27 protein-coding genes are annotated in these 19,520 nt (G+C 62.1%); 10 read left to right on the top strand and 17 right to left on the bottom strand.

Annotation, left to right across the window (positions count from 1 at the left end; all coding sequences use genetic code 11):
* Positions 1-5 precede the first annotated feature (5 nt).
* From ACTXGA_RS10580 to ACTXGA_RS10555, 6 genes are all read right to left on the bottom strand, one after another.
* Positions 6-1,034: an AI-2E family transporter gene (locus tag ACTXGA_RS10580; protein ID WP_443393404.1), complete on the bottom strand. Its 1,029-nt coding sequence runs from the start codon at positions 1,032-1,034 to the stop codon at positions 6-8.
* 16 nt (positions 1,035-1,050) lie between these two features.
* A complete protein-coding gene (locus tag ACTXGA_RS10575) occupies positions 1,051-1,692 on the bottom strand; it encodes a hypothetical protein (protein WP_443393402.1) in 642 nt (213 codons plus the stop codon).
* Positions 1,685-2,074, bottom strand: coding sequence for a phage holin family protein (locus ACTXGA_RS10570; RefSeq protein ID WP_443393400.1), 390 nt, complete (start codon positions 2,072-2,074; stop codon positions 1,685-1,687). The genes ACTXGA_RS10575 and ACTXGA_RS10570 overlap by 8 nt, the downstream gene beginning before the upstream one ends.
* A 292-nt stretch (positions 2,075-2,366) precedes the next feature.
* Entirely contained in the window at positions 2,367-2,645 is a 279-nt protein-coding gene (locus ACTXGA_RS10565; protein ID WP_443393399.1) for a hypothetical protein, read from the bottom strand.
* Between the two features lie 38 nt (positions 2,646-2,683).
* On the bottom strand, positions 2,684-2,845 hold the full coding sequence (locus tag ACTXGA_RS10560; RefSeq protein ID WP_443393397.1) for a DUF1328 domain-containing protein: 162 nt from the start codon (positions 2,843-2,845) through the stop codon (positions 2,684-2,686).
* Positions 2,846-2,950: 105 nt separating this feature from the next.
* Positions 2,951-3,679 carry a Crp/Fnr family transcriptional regulator gene (locus ACTXGA_RS10555; protein WP_443393396.1) on the bottom strand — a complete coding sequence of 243 codons (729 nt, stop codon included), beginning with the start codon at positions 3,677-3,679 and terminating at the stop codon, positions 2,951-2,953.
* 63 nt (positions 3,680-3,742) lie between these two features.
* On the opposite strand from ACTXGA_RS10555, the gene ACTXGA_RS10550 reads away from it, so the two are divergent.
* Positions 3,743-4,135: a hypothetical protein gene (locus ACTXGA_RS10550; protein ID WP_443393394.1), complete on the top strand. Its 393-nt coding sequence runs from the start codon at positions 3,743-3,745 to the stop codon at positions 4,133-4,135.
* Between the two features lie 149 nt (positions 4,136-4,284).
* Positions 4,285-5,454 (top strand): HWE histidine kinase domain-containing protein, encoded by a 1,170-nt coding sequence (locus tag ACTXGA_RS10545; protein WP_443393392.1) that lies wholly within the window; start codon positions 4,285-4,287, stop codon positions 5,452-5,454.
* A 49-nt stretch (positions 5,455-5,503) separates the two neighbouring features.
* On the opposite strand, the gene ACTXGA_RS10540 is transcribed toward ACTXGA_RS10545, so the two are convergent.
* Complete coding sequence (locus tag ACTXGA_RS10540) at positions 5,504-5,842, bottom strand: hypothetical protein (RefSeq protein WP_443393391.1); 339 nt, start codon at positions 5,840-5,842, stop codon at positions 5,504-5,506.
* On the opposite strand from ACTXGA_RS10540, the gene ACTXGA_RS10535 reads away from it, so the two are divergent.
* From ACTXGA_RS10535 to ACTXGA_RS10515, 5 genes are all read left to right on the top strand, one after another.
* Entirely contained in the window at positions 5,817-7,445 is a 1,629-nt protein-coding gene (locus ACTXGA_RS10535) for a sensor histidine kinase (RefSeq protein WP_443393389.1), read from the top strand. The two genes, ACTXGA_RS10540 and ACTXGA_RS10535, sit on opposite strands and share 26 nt — an antisense overlap.
* A 13-nt stretch (positions 7,446-7,458) precedes the next feature.
* The gene (locus tag ACTXGA_RS10530; RefSeq protein ID WP_443393387.1) at positions 7,459-8,934 is read left to right on the top strand and encodes a phospholipase D family protein; all 1,476 of its coding nucleotides are present in this window, start codon (positions 7,459-7,461) and stop codon (positions 8,932-8,934) included.
* Between the two features lie 87 nt (positions 8,935-9,021).
* Positions 9,022-9,234, top strand: coding sequence for a hypothetical protein (locus ACTXGA_RS10525; protein ID WP_443393385.1), 213 nt, complete (start codon positions 9,022-9,024; stop codon positions 9,232-9,234).
* Positions 9,224-9,688: a baeRF12 domain-containing protein gene (locus tag ACTXGA_RS10520; protein ID WP_443393383.1), complete on the top strand. Its 465-nt coding sequence runs from the start codon at positions 9,224-9,226 to the stop codon at positions 9,686-9,688. Before ACTXGA_RS10525 ends, ACTXGA_RS10520 begins: the two co-directional genes overlap by 11 nt.
* 98 nt (positions 9,689-9,786) lie before the next feature.
* Positions 9,787-9,984 carry a CsbD family protein gene (locus tag ACTXGA_RS10515; protein ID WP_443393382.1) on the top strand — a complete coding sequence of 66 codons (198 nt, stop codon included), beginning with the start codon at positions 9,787-9,789 and terminating at the stop codon, positions 9,982-9,984.
* A gap of 67 nt (positions 9,985-10,051) precedes the next feature.
* On the opposite strand, the gene ACTXGA_RS10510 is transcribed toward ACTXGA_RS10515, so the two are convergent.
* The 4 genes from ACTXGA_RS10510 to ACTXGA_RS10495 form a co-directional block, all read right to left on the bottom strand.
* Entirely contained in the window at positions 10,052-10,756 is a 705-nt protein-coding gene (locus ACTXGA_RS10510; protein WP_443393380.1) for a gamma-glutamyl-gamma-aminobutyrate hydrolase family protein, read from the bottom strand.
* Positions 10,753-11,748: an amidoligase family protein gene (locus tag ACTXGA_RS10505; protein ID WP_443393378.1), complete on the bottom strand. Its 996-nt coding sequence runs from the start codon at positions 11,746-11,748 to the stop codon at positions 10,753-10,755. The genes ACTXGA_RS10510 and ACTXGA_RS10505 overlap by 4 nt, the downstream gene beginning before the upstream one ends.
* A 90-nt stretch (positions 11,749-11,838) precedes the next feature.
* Complete coding sequence (locus ACTXGA_RS10500) at positions 11,839-12,027, bottom strand: PLD nuclease N-terminal domain-containing protein (protein WP_443393693.1); 189 nt, start codon at positions 12,025-12,027, stop codon at positions 11,839-11,841.
* Between the two features lie 38 nt (positions 12,028-12,065).
* Positions 12,066-12,326, bottom strand: coding sequence for a DUF7218 family protein (locus ACTXGA_RS10495; protein ID WP_443393376.1), 261 nt, complete (start codon positions 12,324-12,326; stop codon positions 12,066-12,068).
* Positions 12,327-12,459: 133 nt separating this feature from the next.
* Here ACTXGA_RS10495 and ACTXGA_RS10490 point away from each other — a divergent pair, with 133 nt between their 5' ends.
* A complete protein-coding gene (locus tag ACTXGA_RS10490) occupies positions 12,460-12,957 on the top strand; it encodes a Dps family protein (protein ID WP_443393374.1) in 498 nt (165 codons plus the stop codon).
* A 66-nt stretch (positions 12,958-13,023) separates the two neighbouring features.
* Here the strand turns inward: ACTXGA_RS10490 and ACTXGA_RS10485 are convergent, their stop codons facing one another.
* On the bottom strand, positions 13,024-13,836 hold the full coding sequence (locus ACTXGA_RS10485; RefSeq protein WP_443393373.1) for a response regulator: 813 nt from the start codon (positions 13,834-13,836) through the stop codon (positions 13,024-13,026).
* 88 nt (positions 13,837-13,924) lie between these two features.
* On the opposite strand from ACTXGA_RS10485, the gene ACTXGA_RS10480 reads away from it, so the two are divergent.
* Together ACTXGA_RS10480 and ACTXGA_RS10475 are read left to right on the top strand one after the other, a co-directional pair.
* Positions 13,925-14,101 carry a NepR family anti-sigma factor gene (locus ACTXGA_RS10480; protein WP_443393371.1) on the top strand — a complete coding sequence of 59 codons (177 nt, stop codon included), beginning with the start codon at positions 13,925-13,927 and terminating at the stop codon, positions 14,099-14,101.
* Positions 14,094-14,639, top strand: coding sequence for an RNA polymerase sigma factor (locus ACTXGA_RS10475; RefSeq protein WP_443393370.1), 546 nt, complete (start codon positions 14,094-14,096; stop codon positions 14,637-14,639). Before ACTXGA_RS10480 ends, ACTXGA_RS10475 begins: the two co-directional genes overlap by 8 nt.
* Before the next feature lie 45 nt (positions 14,640-14,684).
* On the opposite strand, the gene ACTXGA_RS10470 is transcribed toward ACTXGA_RS10475, so the two are convergent.
* The 5 genes from ACTXGA_RS10470 to ACTXGA_RS10450 all read right to left on the bottom strand — a co-directional run bounded on the left by ACTXGA_RS10470 (position 14,685) and on the right by ACTXGA_RS10450 (position 19,373).
* On the bottom strand, positions 14,685-15,311 hold the full coding sequence (locus ACTXGA_RS10470; protein WP_443393368.1) for a pyridoxamine 5'-phosphate oxidase family protein: 627 nt from the start codon (positions 15,309-15,311) through the stop codon (positions 14,685-14,687).
* A 153-nt stretch (positions 15,312-15,464) separates the two neighbouring features.
* Entirely contained in the window at positions 15,465-16,391 is a 927-nt protein-coding gene (locus ACTXGA_RS10465) for a metal ABC transporter permease (RefSeq protein ID WP_443393367.1), read from the bottom strand.
* The gene (locus tag ACTXGA_RS10460; RefSeq protein WP_443393365.1) at positions 16,391-17,608 is read right to left on the bottom strand and encodes a metal ABC transporter permease; all 1,218 of its coding nucleotides are present in this window, start codon (positions 17,606-17,608) and stop codon (positions 16,391-16,393) included. Before ACTXGA_RS10460 ends, ACTXGA_RS10465 begins: the two co-directional genes overlap by 1 nt.
* Positions 17,605-18,420, bottom strand: coding sequence for a metal ABC transporter ATP-binding protein (locus tag ACTXGA_RS10455; RefSeq protein WP_443393363.1), 816 nt, complete (start codon positions 18,418-18,420; stop codon positions 17,605-17,607). The genes ACTXGA_RS10460 and ACTXGA_RS10455 overlap by 4 nt, the downstream gene beginning before the upstream one ends.
* Positions 18,417-19,373, bottom strand: a complete 957-nt coding sequence (locus ACTXGA_RS10450) for a metal ABC transporter solute-binding protein, Zn/Mn family (protein WP_443393362.1) — start codon at positions 19,371-19,373, stop codon at positions 18,417-18,419. The genes ACTXGA_RS10455 and ACTXGA_RS10450 overlap by 4 nt, the downstream gene beginning before the upstream one ends.
* Between the last annotated feature and the right edge of the window lie 147 nt (positions 19,374-19,520).

Below are 19,520 nucleotides of genomic sequence, written 5' to 3'. Positions count from 1 at the left end.
AGCCCTCATTCTGCAGGCTGCGGTACGGCCTTGGCAGAATGTGGCCCGACCAGCATGTCCGGCTGCAACAGAACGCCAATCCATAGGAACACCGGCAGCGCCACGATCGCGCCCACCGGCCCCCAAAGCCAGAGGCCGAAGACGATGGCAATGAACACCCCCAAAGGGTTCATCGCCAGACGCTGTCCGACCACCCAGGGCGTGACAAAGTTGGCTTCAGTGAAATTGAGCAGCAGGTAGAGCGCCGGCGGCAGCAGGGAGCTTGCACCGTGGAACTGCAACAGCCCGGCAATCGTCAGCCCGAAAATGAGAAGCAATGGGCCGAGGTAGAGCATGTAGTTCAGAACCGCAGCCGCCAGTCCCCAGAGCATCGGGTATTCCACGCCAAGGGCAAGCATGACCAGCGACGTCATCAGGCCCAGTCCGACGTTCACCAAAGTGACGGCAGCGAAATAACGTGCGACGGCGCGGTCGGCCCTGCGCAGTTTGTGCTGCAGGGCACCCGCAGCTTCGTAGATGTCATTTCGGGTCAGCACGAAGAAGAAGAGCGTGCCGACAAAGATAAAGAACTGCGCGCCAAAGTTCGGCGCCATCCACAGGGCATCGCTGACAGAGGGCAGCGCGCTGACGTCTTCCCCATCCGGATCCTTGCCGCCGACCGACCCTTCGATTTCTTCGCTGATCGTCTCGATCCCCTGCAACAGGTCTGCGGCCATGACAATCCATCGGCGGGCTGCCGCCTTGAGCCTTGGCAGTTGGTCGATCAGCAAATCCAGCAGGGGCTGCACCAGCAGCACAAGCAGAGAGATCAGCACAGTCGTCGTCAGCAACAACAGGATGGCCACCGCGACACGGGGCACGCCATAGCCAATCAGCCGCTCCGCCAAGGGCGAGACGACGACGCCGACCACCAGACCGAAGACGATGGGCGCAAGCACCGGTTTCCCCAGCTTCAGGGCAGCGGTGGTCACTATGACAGTGACAATCAGCAGCAGAACGCGGGCGGCGCGTTCGCTGAGGACGGTGGTCAGCATGATGTGCCCCGCTCTATCAGCGTGTGGATACGGCGCGCGGCGCCGCCCGGTGCAGTTGGTCGTATTCCTGTTCGTAGAGCGTTGCCGCCTCGGCGATCCGCGCGTCGCGTTCGGCCAAGAGGGCGGCGTCGGTTTTGCGGCGGCCCCGCCCAGACATCAGGCCGACGGCAACAGCCCCCGCGCCAAGGGCAAGCGCCCCGATGGTCAGAGTGCGGGTCATGCCAGAGCGGCGGGAACTGCGCAGGGCGCGCGCCTCTAGCTTTTCCTGGGTACGGATCGCCTCATTGCGTGCCTCCAGCACGCGCAGACGTGCGGAGGCGGGCAGCCCTTCTAGACCGGCATCCCGCGCGGCGCGCAACTGGGCGGCGGTATATTCCGCTCCGGCGTCAGCACGGCGTGCCTGCGCTTTTCCCCGACGCGCGCCGGTTCCCGTCACCAACAGTCCGAGGCCAAGTCCAAGCACACCAAAGGCAACCGGATTACGGCGCGCGGCGTCCACGGTCTTGCGTCCAAGGACACGGCCGCCGGCCTGCGCGATGCCACTTACATGGGTCACGATTGGCAAGGCGCTGCTGTTCTTTCGCAGGCCACCAAGGGCCAATTGCAGGCGCGCGCGCTCTTCGGCGGCCTGCGCTTCGATACGGTCGATGTCAGCCATGGATAAGCTCCTTCAGACTGTCCAGATCTCTTTTTAGATTGCCGAGGCTGCGCTTGGGCGTGACGCGGTCAATATTCAGCCGACCGCGCGCAAGCAGGGCGCAAATCAAGGCAAACACCAGTTGGCCGCCCCCCACCGTCACGGCCGCGCCCCAGACCGCCATTCCCTGTTCGCTGACCAACCAAGCCACCAAGGCGGCGGACAGCAGGCCCAAAGCCAGCAATACAAGCACCGCGGACAGGACCGCGAAGACCAGGCCCATCCCGAACTGGCGTGCGCCTTGGGAAATCTCGGCCCGTGCAAGGCGCAGCTCGCTTTTGGCAAGCGCCGTTATGTGGGTCGCGGCAGCCGCGACGCTTTCCTGCGGGGTAGGTTCACGCATCGGACGCTCCGTCGCTAACAAAGCGCAGGGCCAATGGCCCGTCCGCCCGCAAGGCAAAATTTGGGCGCGCACAGTTGTGGCTTTCGACTGTCAGTGACATGGTGCTGCGTCCTTTGCGGAGGGGGTGTGGGGAACAAACCCCGCAGGGCCGGGAAAGTTCCGTGCGCCACGGCAGAAGAGGACGTAAATCGTGCGGATGCACCACATGCAAAAGGCGCCGCAGATGCGACGCCTTTTGTAGTCTGGCCAGATGGTCGACAGGCCAGTTTTTAGTCAGGCCCGTGGGGTCCGGTCAGCGAGGCTTGCTCAACGCCAAGCCAAGCAACAGGCCGGCACCAACTGCGCCCGCGACGGCGAGACCGGGGTTGTCACGCACGAACTTCACGGAGTGACCGGTCAGGCGTTCAGCCTCTGCCCGGCCCGCCGCGATGCCTTCGTCGAGACGCGCACGGGCGTCGTCATAAGTTTCTTCCAGGCGCTCTTTGGCATCGCTTGCCATCGCGCTGACGCGCTCTTCGGCGTCGCGCAGGTGTGCCTTGGAAAACGGGTCTTTACTTGCTGTCTTGGACATTTGTTCCTCCTGGGTCAAAGATCGGATCCCGGGGACCGTTATCCCCTGACGGCGCGTGCGATCAGCGACACGACGAAGAGAATGATGAAGATGAAGAACAGGATCTGCGCGATCCCGGCCGATGCGCCAGCGATGCCACCAAAGCCAAGAACAGCGGCGATCACCGCAACGACAAGAAACGTAAGTGCCCAGCCAAGCATAGGTTTTCTCCTTTTCGGAACTGTTGTGCGCCGCGTCTGGCGCTCTGACCAATCAACGTGATCCGGTGCCGTTGGTTCCCACAAAAATTCGCAGACCAGCGGAAATCAGATCAGCGGGCGGGGCGTGATGGGGGTCGGCCCGGCGGCCGCAAGCTCTGTCAACCGAGGCACGTCATGCACCACCAGCGCGCCCTGCGTCCAGGTCGCGACACCGTCATTTCGCAACCGGGCGAGCGACTTGTTCGTATGTACCAAAGACAGGCCAAGCGCATCGGCGATGTCTTGTTGCCGGTAGGGCAATTGCACCCGGTCGTTACGATTCATGCCCAGTGCCGTCAGCCGCCGATAGAAGCGATGCAAGAGCCAGGCGACCTTGCGCACACCGTCCATCTGACCCACCGCGACCAGCGCCTCGCACAACAGATGTTCTTCGATCGCGGCAAGGTGAGTGAGGTCAAAGGCTCTTTGGGCGTGAGTCTTGAACAGGCCCCAAAGTTCAGACCGGTTGAAGACGCAAAGATGCATTTCCGTCGTCGCTTCGACCGAGTGACCCATCTCGTTCATCACGCCAGTCTGCAATCCGATGAAATCGCCGGGCATCACGAAGCCGATGACCTGCCGCTCACCGTCCGCCAAAGTCTTGTAGCGCAGGCCCATCCCGCTAAGGGCGGTGTACAACTGCGCCGAAGAATTGCCTTCGCACAGGATTTCGGTTCCCGGCTCTGCTGTCAGTTCACCGGTCTTGAACCGTTTCATGAACGTGACTTCATCGGTCGAAAGCGGCTCGAACATGTCGAGCGCCCTGAGAGGGCAGTTGTCGCAATTGATCGTCATTTATTTCACCCTCTATGTCACAGTTTAATGCGGCGGCGCGGATTACCTGTCAGGCAGGCCGGCATGGAACAGAATGTCCGCCCAGAGGACTGCACCGTCGCGGTGCTGTCCCAAAACGCGCTGGAAACCACCGATTTGACCGAGTTCTTCGAAGATCGGGGGGCCGGGCCCGTTTTTGCGACCGGCGATCCCGGTGCGGCCACGCGCCTGCTGCAAGAGGGGCGTTTGCGCCCCGGATTGACCGTGTTCGGGTTTCCCCTGCATGACGCACGCGCGGACGTCTGCTGGCAGGGATTACGGCGGTTGCGTCTTCCCACCATCCTTCTGGATGGCGTTTTCAACCCGGCCGAGGAAAGCAGCGGCATCTTTACCCTTTCGCGTCCGTTCACGACGGCGGATCTGGAAAGCGCCTTGGCCCAGCTGGGTCAATTCTGCGGGATCCTCACGTCCCGGTGACAACGCCGATCAGGAGCTTTCGGTTCCAACTGTGCGGAATCACTCCGTTATCCGGAAAGTCGCGCAGAAAAACGCCCGGTTGACCTTGTGTCGGACGAGAAAGACCTAGCTTCTGAGGTCTGGACATATAATTTCGCGTGGACCATCCCATGAAAGATACAGCCGCAGCGGGAAACGAGGCCCAGAACGCGATGGACGATGCCATCTTTGACAAGAAGCGTCTGAGCGACGGTGATCGGCTACAGGCGCTCGACCGGACGGGCATCATGGATGCGCCGCCTCCCACGTCGCATCAACGGGCCGCACGTCTTGCCGGGCGGTTGTTGAAGGTTCCGGTGTGCCTTGTGTCCTTTGTCGATGACAAGCGGCAGTATTTTTCCGCTCAGACCGGGCTGGATGCGCCTTTGTCAGAAACGCGGATGACCCCGCTGTCACATTCCCTTTGCCAACATGTCGTCACCTCGGAAGAGACGCTGGTTGTCGATGACACCCGCAAAAACCCGATGGTCTGCGGCAACGGCGCCGTGCAGGACATGAACGTGATCGCCTATCTTGGCGCGCCGATCCGATCACCGGAAGGCTATGTTTTGGGCTCTTTCTGCGCCATCGACACGAAGCCCCGAAAATGGAGCGAAGACGACATCGCCCATATGCGCGACTTCGCGGCGATGATCGAATCCGACCTGCGCCTGCGCGAAACGCTGGAAGAACGGGACATCGTTCTGCAGGAGATGAACCACCGGGTGAAGAACCTCTTCACCATTGTGAACAGCATCCTGCGCATGGAACGCCGCGCCCATGACACCGCCGAGGAATTGGCGGAAAGCGTCGGCAACCGGTTGAAGGCCCTCTCTGACGCCCAGCAGATGATCGTGCCGGTCATTCATGCGCGGCAAAGCGAAGGCGCAACCACGACGCTGGATGCGCTGACCCGCAAACTGTTGTCACCGCACGGCGGCGATCATGACACGCGGATCCTGATACGCGGCGACCATGTGCCCGTCGGTCCGAAAGCGGCGGTTTATCTGGCCCTCGCGCTGCATGAACTGGCGACCAATGCCGCGAAATACGGCGGGCTTTCGCAGGATGGCGGCAAGCTGCTGGTGGAATGGAGCCGGTCCGAAGGGGACGTTGTCGTGATGACCTGGGAGGAAACCGGCCTTGCATGGGACCGGCAGTCACCGAAACGCAGCGGTTTCGGCTCGCGCCTCTTGTCCATCGCGGTCGAGGGTCAACTGGCAGGAGAGATCGAGACGGAGATAGCCACCGACCGGTTCACGCGGACCTTGCGGATGCCTGCGGCCCGACTGCAGCATTGACGGCGTCGGAGTGCGCCGCATGTATCAAGGCATAAATGCACGGGACGCCTCAGTGCGATATGGGCTGGGTTTTTGCCTTTTTCTTGGAACCAACGTCGTCTTGCTGCATTGAACCAGCGGGATTTTGGCGCTCCGCTGAAGGGGGGCTGCGCTTTGCCTGCCACGCAAACGACAAAAAAACCGAATAACGACAGGCAAATGCGCGAAATCGCAACGCACCGCCGGGACCATTGGTCCAATATGTCTGCGGTCCGGTCAGACCAGAAGAAGAGCAGAAGGACGCAATGCCGACACGACTGAACGCATTTGTTCGCTGGACACGTTCCTTGCCCGCGCGCATCGCGGGCTTGATGACGCTTGCCATGCTGCCGGTCGGATTGATCGCCATTTACCAGACCCAGGTCGTGATCGAGAACGCACAAACGGCCAAGCGTGCGGCCCTGATGTCCCAGGTGGATTCGGAGGCCTCCAAAGAGCGTGAGCTGATAGAAAACGCGTTGGCGGCTTCGCGCGGCCTGTCGGTTCTGATTTCCCGGTTGGGCGTGGCGAATTGCGACGACCTGCTGCGCGGCTTTGTCGAGGGTAATTCAACCTACATCTTTGCCGGGTACGTGCAGGCCTCGGGCATGATGGATTGCAGTTCCACCGGCGAGGCGATCGATCTGTCCCATCGTGATACCTATCGTACCGCGATGGAGCGCGACGGACCCACGGTGCAATTCGTCGAAGAAGGCGCCGTAACCGGGCGCACGATCTTGATCGTGACCCAGCCGGTGCGCGACGGTGACCGGAATCTCGGGTTCGTGACCCTGTCGATCCCGCATGCCGTCGTGGTCGGACAACTGGACAACATCAGTACGGAAAACGGCCTGCTGCTGGCGGCCATCGATCCCGCTGGCAACGTGCTCTCGGCCACCGGCGGGTTGGACGCGGCCCCCGCTTTCCTGCCCGCTGATATTGCACCGGACGACATGGTCAATCGACAGGGCGAGACATTCCGCGCACGGACCGGCAAAGGTGAGGAACGGTTCTTTGCCGTCTCTCCTATGGTACCGGACACTGTGTTTCTGGTCGGTAGCTGGCCTATTTCAGCAGTTCCGGAATCCGACGGAGCCTCGCAGATCTGGCTTGCCACCTCTCTGCCTGTCCTGATGTGGCTGGCCGGGGTGGGTGTGGCGCTGTTCGGCATGGAACGACTGGTTGTCCGTCATGTGGCGCAACTGCGATCTGCCATGCGGCGCTTTGCGCTCGGCGACCGCAGCAGCACAACTCTGGAACTTGCCGATCCGCCGTCAGAACTAGAAGAAGCGCAGCGCGCCTTCAACCGCATGGCCTTGTTGATCGCCGACAGCGAGGCGCGGCGCGAACAGGACCTCAAGGACAAGGAGGTGCTGCTGCGCGAGGTGCACCACCGGGTCAAGAACAACCTGCAGCTCATCGCCTCCATCATGAACATGCAAGCGCGCGATCTGGAAACCGAAGAAGCCAAGCACGTGGTCGCCGAACTGCAACGGCGGGTGCGCGGCATGGCCGTGCTGCACAAGGCGCTCTACAACACTGCCGCCTCGACAATGGTGGACGCCGCCGATCTGGTCTGCGCCGTGGTTCAGGACGCCAACGATCATCCGGGCAGCAACGTCGTGCCGGGCATCGACACGAAACTGCAACCTGTCGACCTGTATCCTGATCAGGCCGTGCCGCTGTCGCTGCTGGTGGCCGAGACCCTGAACGAGGCGATCCGCCGCGAAAACGGGCGCGGCGGGCGGATCGACGTGGATCTGTCCGCTACCGAAGACGGTGAGGTGACCCTGTCGATCGGGGCGCATCAGGCGCATGAGGTGCGGGAACCGCGCCCCGGCAATCTCGACGGGCTATCCCACAAGATGATTTCCGCCTTTTTGCGCCAACTGGACGGAAAGATGGAAACAACTTCGGAGGACGGGTGTTACAGGGTCAAGGTAAGATTCCCACGCGCGGTCTATAGCGCCTGACCCGGAGAGCCTGATGGCCAGCGATTTCGAAGTGCTGATCACGGCAGACGAGGCCTGGCCGGCATTCGAAAGGGCGGTCCTGAACGCCCGGAAACAGATAACTGCCGGGTTCCGCATCTTTGACATGCGCACCAAACTGCGGAGCGCCGAGGCGAAAGAAATCGGCGAGGATTGGTTCGACCTGCTTTTGCACGCGGCGCGGCGCGGCGTGGCAATCGATCTGACCGTCAGCGATTTCGACCCGGTCATGGCCACATATCTGCATGAACTCAGCTGGACCACCGTGCGGCAGGGGGCAGCCCTGTCCGTAGCCGCAGGTGCCGACGCGGGCCGGGTCCGTGTTCGCGCCCATATGCACCCCGCGCAAGCCGGGATATTGCCGTGGCTGGCGTTTCTGCCGTCGGTTCTGCGAAAGAAATGGGATGCGCTGAAATCGGTCGGCACCGCGCGCAGGAAATTCGCCGCCGTAGGGCTGGATCGGCGGCTGTTGCCCCGGCTGCACACGGTCTCCCATCATCAAAAGGTGGCGGTGATCGACGATGAGTGGCTCTATGTCGGCGGATTGGACCTCAATGAACGGCGCTATGACACGCCCGAACATGCGCAGCCTGCGCGCATGACATGGTCGGACGTCCAGGTGCTGATGCGCGGACCAGAGGCCAAAGCCGCGCGCCGGCATCTGGAAACGCTGGAACAGGTGACGGCGGGACGGCTGGCGCCGCCCGCAGTTCCGGGGCTGAAGCGCACTCTGTCTGCTCCGCGCCGGTTGCAGTTGCCCTATTTGTCGCCACGTACCCTGGTTAGCGAGATCGAAGAGGCGCACCTGAACGCCTTTCGCACCGCACGCCACCTGATTTACATCGAAACGCAGTTCATCCGCTCCAGCCGGATCGCCGAAGCGCTTGCGGAGGCAGCGGTTCGCAATCCTTCACTGACGGCGATGATCGTGCTGCCCGGCCTGCCGGAGGATGTGGCCTTTGACAGCTCGGAAAGTATTGATGCCCGGTATGGCCTGGCCTTGAAGAAGCAGGCAGTGGACCGTTTGCAGGCGGCTTTCGGCCCGCGATTGACCCTTGCCACGCCGGTGCGTCCGGTCATGGCCGCACGGCCAACCACCGAAACGCTGGCGGGCTCACCGCTGATCCATGTGCATAACAAGGTGCTGGTCCGAGACGATGATCTGGTCCTGATCGGATCGGCCAACCTGAACGGACGGTCGATGCGCTGGGACACGGAACTGGCAGTTGAGATTACACAGGCGCAGCGGGTAGCACATGCGCGTCAAAGGCTGCTGGCGCATTGGTGGCACGATCCCCTGCCCGACACCGCGCGCGCGCCGCAGACCTTGCAGGGATGGTGGCAGCGTGAGATCGCGAAAAACGGCATCTGTCGCCCCGAAAACCGTCTGGGTCTGCTGGTGCCACATGACGCGGACAAGGGCGCGGACCTGGCCACGCCCCTGCCCGGCGTGACCGAAGACATCGTCTGACGCGCGGTCTACGGAACACAGGTCTACCCTGCACGTTCTCTTGACAGAGGGGCCCTCAAGGCGTCCCATCCCGAAAGGAGCACATTCATGCCCGAGAGAAAGAGATCCAAGGACGGCGTCCGGGAAACCGAGGCCATCATGGGAGAACGCGGCACGGTCGATCAGGCCGGACGGACCGGCGGGCGGCTGAGCCGCCGGGTCGGCAGCCGCGACGAGTTGAAGCGCGCCTATGAACGCCCCGCGGGTGCAACCCGCGTGACAAAATCGATGGAAGAGGAGGGAGGCGACGATGAGGCTTGAAGGTTTGCCGCAGAACGCCTGGGTGCTGATTGCGGATGGCGAAAAGGCCCTGTTCCTTGTTAACGTCGGCGATGATCAGGATATGCAACTGGTGGTGCGTGACAAGGAAGAACAGGAAAACCCCAAGGCGCAGGACTGGGCTGCCAATCGCCCCGGCCGGCTGAAAGACGGGCCCGGGGTCCAGCGATCTGCCGTGGATGACACCGACTGGCACCAGTTGGAGAAGGAGCGCTTTGCCAATGATCTGGCCGACATGCTCTACAAGGACGCGCATGCAGGCAAGTTCGATAGGTTGGTGATCGCCGCAAGCCGCCCGATACTGAGCGAGTTGCGCAAGGAGATGCATCAGGAAGTCACCAAGCGGATCATGCTGGACATGCCCAAGGTGCTGACCAATCACCCCATCGACGAGATCGAAGAGCTGATTGCGCGGGAATTGGCAAAGGCCGACTGATCTTTCGGGAACATCCCGCCTGATGGGGCGTTGTTTCACCAGAGGTTGCGGACGGATCGGAAATCACCGCAACGCCGGAAACCAAATGGAGTGAAACCATGGACCGCGATATCATCGAAGGCAAATGGACCCAGATCAAAGGCCGCCTGCGCGAAGCCTATGGCGCGCTGACCGACGACGAGTTGGAGGAGGCACGCGGCGACCGCGAGCAACTGGAAGGCAAGATTCAGGAGCGCCTTGGCCAGACCAAGGACGAAGCGCGCAAGACCGTGGACGAGATCCTCGAAAAGGTCTGAATTGCGTAGCAGAACAAAAGAAAGGCCCGCCGAGTTTGGCGGGCCTTTTTCGTGATTGGCAGGGCCGTCAGCCAGCCAGCGCCGGCACCTGACGCCGACCTTCAGCATAGGCGCTGGCCGCAACAGCGAGGCTGCGAAAGATCGCGCGCTGGCGGCGGGCATAAAACAGATGTTCCGGATGCCACTGAACGCCAAGCGCAAAGGGATCGCAGCTGCGTTCAACGGCCTGGATCATGCCGTGCGTATCGCGGGCCGCGACGCGGAAACTGCGCCCCAGCCGATCGACAGCCTGACTGTGCAGGGCATTGACCACCATGGGTTCGTTACCCACCCGCTCGGCCAGCAGCGAAGCGTTTTCAACGCAGACGGTGCGGCGCGGAAGAATGGTGCGGATCGGTTCGGCGTTCGGATAAAGCGACCAGGCATCCTGATGCAGTGTGCCACCGGCCGCGATGTTCAACATCTGCGCGCCCCGGCAGATCCCCAGAACGGGGATGCCCTCGGCCATCGCCTCGACCGCGATGTCATGTTCCATCTCGTCGCGTGCCGGGTCCAGCCGTGCGGTCATTTCCAGCTTCGCGCCATATAGCTCCGGAGAAATATCGTCGCCACCGCCGATGATCACGCCATCGACCGCATCCAGATCGACGTCCCTCCCGGCGGTCCAGCGCACGGCTCTGGCCCCCGCCAGCCAAAGATTGAAACGAACCAGAGGGAAGATCCGCCAGCCGGATCGCGCGGAGGTGGTCACGCCAATCAGCGGGCGGGTCATTGCAACAGCTCCTCGCCTTGTGCGCCGACGACATCGCTCACCTTTTGTACCCAGTTCAGACCCAACCCGCGTGTCTCCCAGAGGCCCCGCAACTCTTCCAGACGGATCTGATCCGTCGCCAGTTTTTCGACCATCCACCAACGATCCCATTCCACGGTCAGGGACCAGTCGGCCTCGTCGACCCGGCAGTCCGGCATGCGAAAATGAAAGGCGGGGCGGCCACCGCTGGCCTCTGCATCAAAGGTTTGAACAAAGGCCTCTTCGTCATCGGCCCGCAGCAACGGGAGCAGATCGAGCCCGTAATTGCGCCCCTTCAGATGATTTGCACTCAGCTGCCGCACCTTCTTCAACGACAATGCGTCGTCCATGATCACCGCATCCCGGAACCGTTCGGGCCAGGGATCGACAAACGGCAAAACGCGGCGAGAGAAGTCCAGCGGCCGCCATGCACGGATCCAGGGTTCAATCAGCGCATAGGCCACGATGCAGTTCAGGGTATGCGGGTGGTCGAATCCCGGAACCTCTGGGTTGAAATGGATTCCAAAGCCCGCCAGCAGGCTGTCGGACGTGCCCTTTGCCCCTGCCTGCTGCAGCTGACGCATCAGCGGCAGGATCTTGTCCATTTGTTCAGGGGTGAGCGGCGGCGTGACGATTTCGACGGGCACGACGGGACGCGCTGCATCCAGCAGTTCCTCGGGAACGCCCTCATGCCCCGGCTTGGCATAGCGGGTGTCCAGCTCCACGCAAACCGTCCCGATGGTCGTATCCTCGACGACGTGGAGATGCGAGCGCCGTTCCTGTGCGCGCCCCCCAAGACTGGCGGCGATGTGGCGCGCGGTTGCGGCCTCGTCCAGACCGGCAAATTCGATTTCAATCCCGCAACGACGGTCTGATCCGTCCCTGGTCTGCGAGACAGGCAAGGCGCGAAAGCCGCGCAGGCTCACTGTCTGTTCCATGGCAATCGAACGCGCGAAGGCTGTGGTCAGTTCCATTGTGCTGCCGCTTGCTGGTGCTTGACGAAACGAAGAACCCCGCACCTTTCGATGCGGGGTTCTGGTATTTAACCGTGTCAGATCGTGGTGTCAGGCATAGCTGCGGCGGCTGCGCGGCCCGGCGATCAACCAGACGATAAAGCCAAGGATCGGCAGCAGGATGACAAACAGCGTCCACAGCACCTTGGCACCGGTGCTGGCACCAGATCCGACGATGTTGACGATGGCCCAGATGGAGAGGCCCAGAACGATAAGGCCACCAAGGCCTGCGATTTCGATACCCATTGTATTAGTCCTTTCTGTGTGGTGCGGCACGTTCAGTTACGCAGCGCCGCGATCAGCTCTTTTTTGGTCATGTCCGAACGCCCCTCGATGTCGAGTTCCTGCGCGCGCTCGTAGAGATCGTCCTTGGTCCACTCTTCGTAGGGCGGTGCCTTGCCGCCCTTGGTCGAGGGGTCCATGTCGTCGTTGGCCTGCGCGTTGGCGATGGCGGCTGCCTTGGACTTGTCATAGCCCTTGTCGCGCAACGCCTCGTAGGTCTCTTCGTTCTTGATCGAGGATTGGTTACTGTCCGCCATGACCTTTCCTTCCGTCTGGATAACAAACGCACCGGCCCGGGCCCGGTTCCCTGATTTGTGTGAAAGATCCTTTTCGGAACGATTTCCGGGCACGTCCCGTTGTTTGGAGGAATGATCAATCAAGGAGCTTTTCATGACCGACGCACTGAAAGTCGTCCCGACCGAAGACGCCGTCTCTACCGGCGTTCGCAATACTGAAACGCTTGCCGACGGTATCGCCAATGTGTTGGCCGATACCTACCGGTTGCTGTTCAAGACGCATGCCTATCACTGGAACATCGAAGGCCCGCTGTTCTTTGCCGTCCACAACCTGACCGAAGAACAGTACCAGAATCTCTTTGCCGCCGCGGATGAGTTGGCCGAGCGTATTCGGGCCCTTGGCCATCTGGCACCCTCGCGGCTGGAGGACATCACCAAACGTGCGCGTGTGGATGATCTGACCGGCAAGCCGAGCGCTGCCGAGATGATCGATGATCTGGCCACCGATCATGAAAAGCTGGCTCACCGCCTGCACGCGCTGGTCGAACTCTCCGGCGCGCACAAGGACCCGGTGACAGAGGACCTTGCCACTGCCCGCAGCGCCTTTCACGAAAAGGCTGCTTGGATGTTGCGCGCTCTGTCAAAAAGCTGACCCTGGCAGATCAATAAAGGCCCGCCAGTTTGGCGGGCCTTTTTCTTGTCACGCGGGTTTGGCGCTTCAGGGCAACAGGGTCTCGGTCGAGGCAAAGAACAGTGCCTGGCTGACAGCCGACCGCACCTGATCTTCCGTATAAGGCTTCGAGATAAGGAAAGCCGGTTCCGGCCCTTCGCCGGTCAGCAAGCGTTCCGGGAAGGCCGTGATGAAAATCACGGGCCGGTCGCCATCCCGCGCAAGGATCTGGTTGACCGCGTCGATACCCGAGGAGTTGTCGGCCAGCTGGATGTCGGAAAGGATCAGGTCCGGCGCTTCTTTGGAGGCCAGATCCAGCGCCGCAGTCTCCGTCCGGGCAACTCCGGTGACACGGTGGCCCATGTCCATCACGATGCTTTCGAGGTCCATCGCAATAACGGCCTCGTCCTCGATGATCATGATCTTGCCGGAAATCGCATCGCGCATTTCTAGGAAGGCGGTGTCGACATATTGCGAGGCCTCTGCAGTGTCGACCTGCATTATCTGCGCCACCTCTTCGATCGAGAATTCCTCGATCGTGTGCAAGAGCAGTGCCTCACGCGTGTTTTCGGTCAGCCGGGCAAGGTGTTTCTGCGCGCGCGCTGCCAGCCCTGTTTCGCCGGTGATCTCGACCGGCATTCCGGAGGAACTCCAGATCGCGTGGAACACCCGGAACAGGGCCACCTTTCCGGTGAGCGCGCTGTCATACTGACCCGGGTCGGCCAGGATCGCCTCGAGCGTCGCGGCGGCGTAACGGTCACCGCTGTCCTGCTGGCCGGTGAGTGCGCGTGCGTAGCGGCGCAGGTAAGGAAGGTTGGTGCCGATTGCGGTGGTCATGTCCGTCGTCGAAGGACCGTTCATTCTTGTCGCTCCAGTTTTTTGGCCTAATCTTGGAACCAAACGCACCGTGCAGCGTTTTGGTTCCGTACCGAGGCGTTGCGAGACAAAGATGACAAACCAGATGACGCAAAAAAAGTTGAATTCAAGAATTGCGGAAGAAATCGACCGCAATCTCCGGCAGGCTTTTGACGAGACCGTCCAAGAGCCGGTGCCGGACAGGTTCATGGATCTGCTGTCGCAGCTTAAAGCGGCTGAAGACAAGGGTAAAGGTGGCGACAATGCCTGATCCCCGTGGCGAACTGACCGAGCATATCGGCTCACTGCGGGCCTTTGCCCTCAGCCTGACGCGCAATGGCGCAACCGCCGATGACCTTGTCCAAGAGACATTGGTCAAGGCCTGGACAAACATCGATAAGTTCGAGGAAGGCACCAACATGCGTGCCTGGCTGTTCACGATCCTGCGCAATACGTTCTACTCGCTCCGCCGCAAGCGCAAGCGCGAGGTCGAAGACACCGATGGCAGCATGAGCGAAAGCCTTGCCGCCAAGCCCGACCACGACGGTCGTCTGACCCTGCGTGACTTCCGCACCGCTTTTGACCAACTGCCAGACACCCAGCGTGAAGCGCTGATGCTGGTGGGTGCGCAGGGGCTTGCCTACGAAGAGGCGGCCGAGGTCTGCGGCGTCGCAATCGGCACTATAAAAAGCCGGGTGGGCCGTGCGCGGGCGCGTCTGGCCGAACTGATGCATCTGTCCGACGACGATTGCCTAGAAATGACGGATTCAGTCACTGTCGGCGTGGTCAGTTCCAGACCTGCTGCCTGATTATCGGTCTCGCAACAATTGACGGGTCCGCCCAGCGCGGGCCCGTTATTTGTTGCGCCACTCCGGATCGAGTTGATCCAGCCGCGCGCGCAACAGCTCTATTTCGGTTGTCATCTCCTGCAGCCGTGGGCCAAGGACTGCGGCGATCTCGTCTTCGGTCAGGCGTGGCGTTATGTATTTCGGACAGTTCCAGTCAAATGCGACCACATCTATTGTCACCAGCCGCTCTGCCGCTGGCGCGTCCGGCGCTGACAATCTCTGTGCCAGCACCGGATCGGTCTCAGCGTTGACGATCTGCGCATGGCCGAGGATCTTCAACCGCCCCTTGCGCGGATAGTCCATCAGGAACAGGCTCACCCGGTCATTTCCCGCAAGGTTTCCGGTCGAGACGTACTGCCGGTTGCCACGATAATCGGCAAAGCCCAGACGCGTGGGGCCAATTACGCGCAGGACCCCGGCCGGGCCGCCCCTGTGCTGAACATAAGGCCACCCGGTTTCCGACAGGCTTGCCATGTAGAAACTGTCCCGGCTTTCGATGAAGGCGCGTTCTTCGTCGCCCAGCGCCGTGGGCGCCGCACGCGCGGCCAGACTGTCGCACAAAGCGCGAGAGCCACGCTTGTCCTGCTCGGCCTGTACGGCCCGAGTGAACATAAGCTGACCGAATGTTTCCATGGTATCCTCACAGATCTGATGATGCCCCCGTCATCAAGTCGAACCATGTCATGAGAGACCCCGTCCTGCCAGAATTGCTGTCCAGAATTCAAAGGCGTTGCCGGGCTGCAAACTGCCCCAGCGCTTGGGAGATGTCCCTTGGGAACCGCTTCGTCAGCCTTCAGCCCGCGCCCCCATGCGCGCGCGGTGTGGGCCGAAAACGCAAGCCAGCGCAAGGATCACGCCGGAAACGGTGGCAATCATGCCCGCCGCGCTGACCGCGTGCTCCGCTCCCAGCCAGAGCGGACCGTAACCTGCCAGCACATATCCCGCCACCGCTGAGATCACAGCGAACAGAACAGACCACCAGACCTGCCGCTCAAGCCCGTTGGTCATCAGGCGCGCCGCCGCAGGCGGGCAGATGAACATGGCGATCACGATGATCGATCCGACCGCATCAAAGGCTGCGACCGCCGCCACCGCCGCCGTGATCACCAGCCCAAGGCCGATGGCCGATACCGGCAGGCCCAGCGTGCGGGCAAACCCTTCGTCAAAGGTGGATATCTTCAGCCAGCGCCAGAACAGCAGCGTCAGCAGGATCACCCCGGCGCAAACAGCGGCGATGCGCGGCAGTTCTTCCGGCAGGCCCGACAGCGCCCAAGGGTCCAGCAAGGACGACCAGTCCGTTGCCCGCAACCAGACCAGCGACTCCAGATTGCCCATCAGCGCGTGCTCGACGTCCAGATGCACATCGGAGGTGTCGGATTGTTCCAGCAGCAACACACCGGCCGCAAAGAGCGTGGTAAAGGTCACGCCCATTGCCGCCCCCGGCTCGATCCGGCCCAGACGCTTGATCGCCTCGATCAGAACAACCGCCACAACCGCAGCGCCCGCCGCGCCCAGCAGCATCGGCACCGCGGCCACCACGCCAGTCAGCAAAAAGGCCACCACGATACCGGGCAGGACCACATGACTGATGGCATCGCCAATCAGCGCCTGACGCCGCAGGATCAGGAAATTCCCCGGCAGCGCACAGGCGACAGAGGCCAGAACGCCAATCAACATCGGCGTCAGCGAGAACATGACAAAATCCGCGCCCATCAGGCCCCCTCCCCCACCGGGCGTGGGCCGCCGATCTGGCGGTCGAACTCGGCTATTTCATCCGGGGCAAAGACCTCTTCGATGGGCGTCAGACCGTCGTAACGCCCCGTCAGGCCGGTGTCCTGATGGATCTCGCGCGCCACATCCCAGCGGTGTTCATCGCGCGCCACCTTGGCCGCAATGGCGCGGCCGGTTTCGGTTGCGACGCCATCCGGGCGGATCAGCCCCTCGTTTCTTAGCACCTTGAGCGTGAATTCATCATGGATCGGCTCATATCGGGCCAGGGCAAGCAACCCTTGACGCCGGTGCACACGCCTCTGGAAACGCTGGTGCCGGAACACAGCCGCCGCGACGCCGCGCGCTGGGGCAAGGAACAGGGACAGAAGGAACAGCGTGGCGGAAACGAGAACGATGATCGGCCCGGTGGGCAGATCCGGGGCCGACGCCGACAAGGCCGCGCCGACATACCCCGCAGTTCCACCTAAGGCCCCTGCCGTCCAGACCACACCTTCGGCCCGCTCGGTCCAGAACCGCGCCGTGACCGGGGGAATGATCAGCATGGCGACAATCAGGATCAGCCCGACCAGTTTCAACCCGATCACCGTCACGGCCATCACCAGCGCCATCATCGCGATGTCGATCCGCGCCACGTTGACCCCGTTGGTCGCCGCATATTCCGCGTCAAAGGCGACCATGGTCATCGGCCTGCGCAGCAGCCACGTCGCCAGCACGGCCAAGGATCCGCCAACGGCGATCACAACCGCGTCCTGAAACAGCATCCCGGCGGTTGAGCCGAGCAGAAAGCCCTCCAGCCCCGCCTGCCGCCCGGAGCTCATGGTCTGGATCACGGTCAGGATCACGACACCGAGACCGAAAAAGACCGACAGCACCGCCCCGATCGCGGCATCCTCTGACAGGCGCGTGCGGCGCGACATCCATTCGACGGCCAGCAATCCACAGCCCGCTGTCAGCGCCGATCCGGCCAAGAGGCCCAACAGGTTGCGCCCGTCGCCGCCCAAGGCAACCATCAGGATAAACGCCAGTCCGACACCCGGCAGTGTCGCATGGGCCACTGCATCGGAGACCAGCGCGCGCTTGCGCAGGAAAAGGAATGTGCCCGCCGCGCCGGCTGCAAAGCCCAACAGCGCAGCCCCGACAGCCACCAGAGCTGCGTTGTAACCTGCCTGCAGCAGTAGCGCCTCGATCAAGGGTGTCACGTGCCGCCTGTCAGTTGCAACTGGTCGATATGCGTGGCCGCAAGCCGGCCGCCATAGGTGGCATTCAGCGCCTCGGGCGTAAAGGTCGTGGCGACCGGCCCTTCGGCGATGCGGCGGACATTGATCATGAAGACATGGTCGAAATAATCGCGCACCGTGGCAAGGTCATGGTGCACGCAGACAACCGCCTTGCCCTCCGCTTTCAATCCCTTCAGCACGTCGATTATCGCCCGCTCTGTCGCGGCATCGACCCCGGCAAAGGGTTCATCCAGAAGATACAGATCCGCATCCTGCGCCAGCGCGCGGGCGAGAAAGACCCGCTGCTGCTGGCCGCCCGATAGCTGACCGATCTGCCGGTCGGCAAAGCCGCCCATGCCGACCCGGTCAAGACACTCCGTGGCGCGGCGTTTCAGGGCACCCGTGAAACGGCCCAACAGACCCACGCGGCGGTACAGCCCCATCATGACAACGTCGATCACGGTGGTCGGAAAATCCCAATCGACGCTGGCCCGCTGCGGCACATAGGCGATCCGCGCCCGCGCCTTTTCCAGCGACTGACCGTAGACCGTCACCTCTCCCGACAGGCGGGGGACCACGCCCAGCGCTGCCTTGAGCAGGGTCGACTTGCCCGCGCCGTTCGGGCCGATGATTGCCGTCATCGACCCGGGCTGAAAGCTGGCATCGACGGAAAACACCGCTGGTTTTTCACCGTAAGAAACAGTCACACCGCGCAGGGCCAAGGGCACATCCGCAGTGTCCACCGAAACCGGTTGACCGTCCTGCGCGGCAAGGGAAATCGGGCGATCGCTCATCCGTTCAACATCCCGTTCATGCCGGTCCGCGGACCGTCGCCGCCAAGGGCCAGCGCAATCACAGTGGCGTTGTGGTCAATCATACCAAGATAAGTGCCTTCATAGGTGCCGGGTTCCCCCATGGCGTCGGAATATAGCTCACCGCCGATCACCACCTCATGGCCCCTGGACGCCGCCCCTTCGATCAGTGCGCGGATGTTGCGATCCGAGACAGAGCTTTCCACGAATACCGCGCCGATCTTGCGCTCGACCAGTACGTCCACCAGTTCGGCAATCCGCTGCAACCCGGCCTCGGACTGGGTCGAGATCCCCTGAATGCCCAGAACCTCGAAACCATAGGCGTTTCCAAAGTAATTGAAGGCATCATGCGCAGTCACAAGCATCCGCCGTTCCTCGGGGACCGTGGCTAGAACACCGGCAACGTAGGCCTCCAGTGCTTCAAGCTCTGCCAGGTGCGCCACGGTATTGGCGCGGAAGGTTTCTTCGGCGTCCGGGCGCGCCGCGATCAGCGCATCACGCACGTTTTCGACCACCAGCGCCCAAAGCCTTGGCGTCATCCAGACATGCGGATCGAACTTGTTCTGGTAGTCCTCATGCGCCAGCAACAGATCGCGCGGCAGCCCCTCGGCCACGGCGGTCACGGTGCCGCGCTCTTCCAATTCGCGCAGGAAATCTTCCATCTGCGCCTCAAGATAGAGCCCATGCCACAGCACCACATCGGCCTTGGCCAACGCCACGATATCGCTGCGGGTCTGGCGATAGCTGTGCGGGTCCACACCCGCGCCCATCAGCCCTTTGACCTCGACAAGATCCCCACCCACCTGCCGCGCCGCATCTGCGATCATGCCGGTGGTGGTAACAACTGTCAGCGTGCCCCCGGCACGGGCGCCAGATGCGTTCAGCACAAGCGCCGAAGCCCCCAGTCCTGTAAGAAATTCGCGTTTCGTCAGCATCCGTTGCAACACCTCATAGATGAGGCGCCCTCCGGCCACGCGGCGCGGGAAGGGCGCCTTCTTCTCCCCATCTATATTGCGACCAATTCGCAAAAGTCAACGCTATTGCGAAGCATTCGCAACTAAACCGCGCGGGAGCTGTCTATT

Source organism: Antarctobacter jejuensis (genome assembly GCF_052266595.1).
GTDB classification, from domain to species: Bacteria; Pseudomonadota; Alphaproteobacteria; order Rhodobacterales; family Rhodobacteraceae; genus Antarctobacter; species Antarctobacter jejuensis.
This window is presented reverse-complemented; position numbering and strand designations above follow the sequence as displayed.

What these genes read in the sequence shown, in the direction of transcription:
- ACTXGA_RS10490 (WP_443393374.1), top strand. Translation starts at nt 12,460, where the DNA reads ATGACCGACGCACTGAAAGTCGTCCCGACCGAAGACGCCGTCTCTACC.
- ACTXGA_RS10560 (WP_443393397.1), bottom strand. Translation starts at nt 2,845, where the DNA reads ATGCTTGGCTGGGCACTTACGTTTCTTGTCGTTGCGGTGATCGCCGCT.
- ACTXGA_RS10495 (WP_443393376.1), bottom strand. Translation starts at nt 12,326, where the DNA reads ATGGCGGACAGTAACCAATCCTCGATCAAGAACGAAGAGACCTACGAG.
- ACTXGA_RS10565 (WP_443393399.1), bottom strand. Translation starts at nt 2,645, where the DNA reads ATGTCCAAGACAGCAAGTAAAGACCCGTTTTCCAAGGCACACCTGCGC.
- ACTXGA_RS10450 (WP_443393362.1), bottom strand. Translation starts at nt 19,373, where the DNA reads ATGCTGACGAAACGCGAATTTCTTACAGGACTGGGGGCTTCGGCGCTT.
- ACTXGA_RS10465 (WP_443393367.1), bottom strand. Translation starts at nt 16,391, where the DNA reads ATGGGCGCGGATTTTGTCATGTTCTCGCTGACGCCGATGTTGATTGGC.
- ACTXGA_RS10545 (WP_443393392.1), top strand. Translation starts at nt 4,285, where the DNA reads ATGAAAGATACAGCCGCAGCGGGAAACGAGGCCCAGAACGCGATGGAC.
- ACTXGA_RS10515 (WP_443393382.1), top strand. Translation starts at nt 9,787, where the DNA reads ATGGACCGCGATATCATCGAAGGCAAATGGACCCAGATCAAAGGCCGC.
- ACTXGA_RS10530 (WP_443393387.1), top strand. Translation starts at nt 7,459, where the DNA reads ATGGCCAGCGATTTCGAAGTGCTGATCACGGCAGACGAGGCCTGGCCG.
- ACTXGA_RS10480 (WP_443393371.1), top strand. Translation starts at nt 13,925, where the DNA reads ATGACAAACCAGATGACGCAAAAAAAGTTGAATTCAAGAATTGCGGAA.
- ACTXGA_RS10570 (WP_443393400.1), bottom strand. Translation starts at nt 2,074, where the DNA reads ATGCGTGAACCTACCCCGCAGGAAAGCGTCGCGGCTGCCGCGACCCAC.
- ACTXGA_RS10540 (WP_443393391.1), bottom strand. Translation starts at nt 5,842, where the DNA reads ATGGCGATCAATCCGACCGGCAGCATGGCAAGCGTCATCAAGCCCGCG.
- ACTXGA_RS10455 (WP_443393363.1), bottom strand. Translation starts at nt 18,420, where the DNA reads ATGAGCGATCGCCCGATTTCCCTTGCCGCGCAGGACGGTCAACCGGTT.
- ACTXGA_RS10475 (WP_443393370.1), top strand. Translation starts at nt 14,094, where the DNA reads ATGCCTGATCCCCGTGGCGAACTGACCGAGCATATCGGCTCACTGCGG.
- ACTXGA_RS10520 (WP_443393383.1), top strand. Translation starts at nt 9,224, where the DNA reads ATGAGGCTTGAAGGTTTGCCGCAGAACGCCTGGGTGCTGATTGCGGAT.
- ACTXGA_RS10470 (WP_443393368.1), bottom strand. Translation starts at nt 15,311, where the DNA reads ATGGAAACATTCGGTCAGCTTATGTTCACTCGGGCCGTACAGGCCGAG.
- ACTXGA_RS10535 (WP_443393389.1), top strand. Translation starts at nt 5,817, where the DNA reads ATGCTGCCGGTCGGATTGATCGCCATTTACCAGACCCAGGTCGTGATC.
- ACTXGA_RS10525 (WP_443393385.1), top strand. Translation starts at nt 9,022, where the DNA reads ATGCCCGAGAGAAAGAGATCCAAGGACGGCGTCCGGGAAACCGAGGCC.
- ACTXGA_RS10510 (WP_443393380.1), bottom strand. Translation starts at nt 10,756, where the DNA reads ATGACCCGCCCGCTGATTGGCGTGACCACCTCCGCGCGATCCGGCTGG.
- ACTXGA_RS10505 (WP_443393378.1), bottom strand. Translation starts at nt 11,748, where the DNA reads ATGGAACTGACCACAGCCTTCGCGCGTTCGATTGCCATGGAACAGACA.
- ACTXGA_RS10575 (WP_443393402.1), bottom strand. Translation starts at nt 1,692, where the DNA reads ATGGCTGACATCGACCGTATCGAAGCGCAGGCCGCCGAAGAGCGCGCG.
- ACTXGA_RS10485 (WP_443393373.1), bottom strand. Translation starts at nt 13,836, where the DNA reads ATGAACGGTCCTTCGACGACGGACATGACCACCGCAATCGGCACCAAC.
- ACTXGA_RS10580 (WP_443393404.1), bottom strand. Translation starts at nt 1,034, where the DNA reads ATGCTGACCACCGTCCTCAGCGAACGCGCCGCCCGCGTTCTGCTGCTG.
- ACTXGA_RS10555 (WP_443393396.1), bottom strand. Translation starts at nt 3,679, where the DNA reads ATGACGATCAATTGCGACAACTGCCCTCTCAGGGCGCTCGACATGTTC.
- ACTXGA_RS10550 (WP_443393394.1), top strand. Translation starts at nt 3,743, where the DNA reads ATGGAACAGAATGTCCGCCCAGAGGACTGCACCGTCGCGGTGCTGTCC.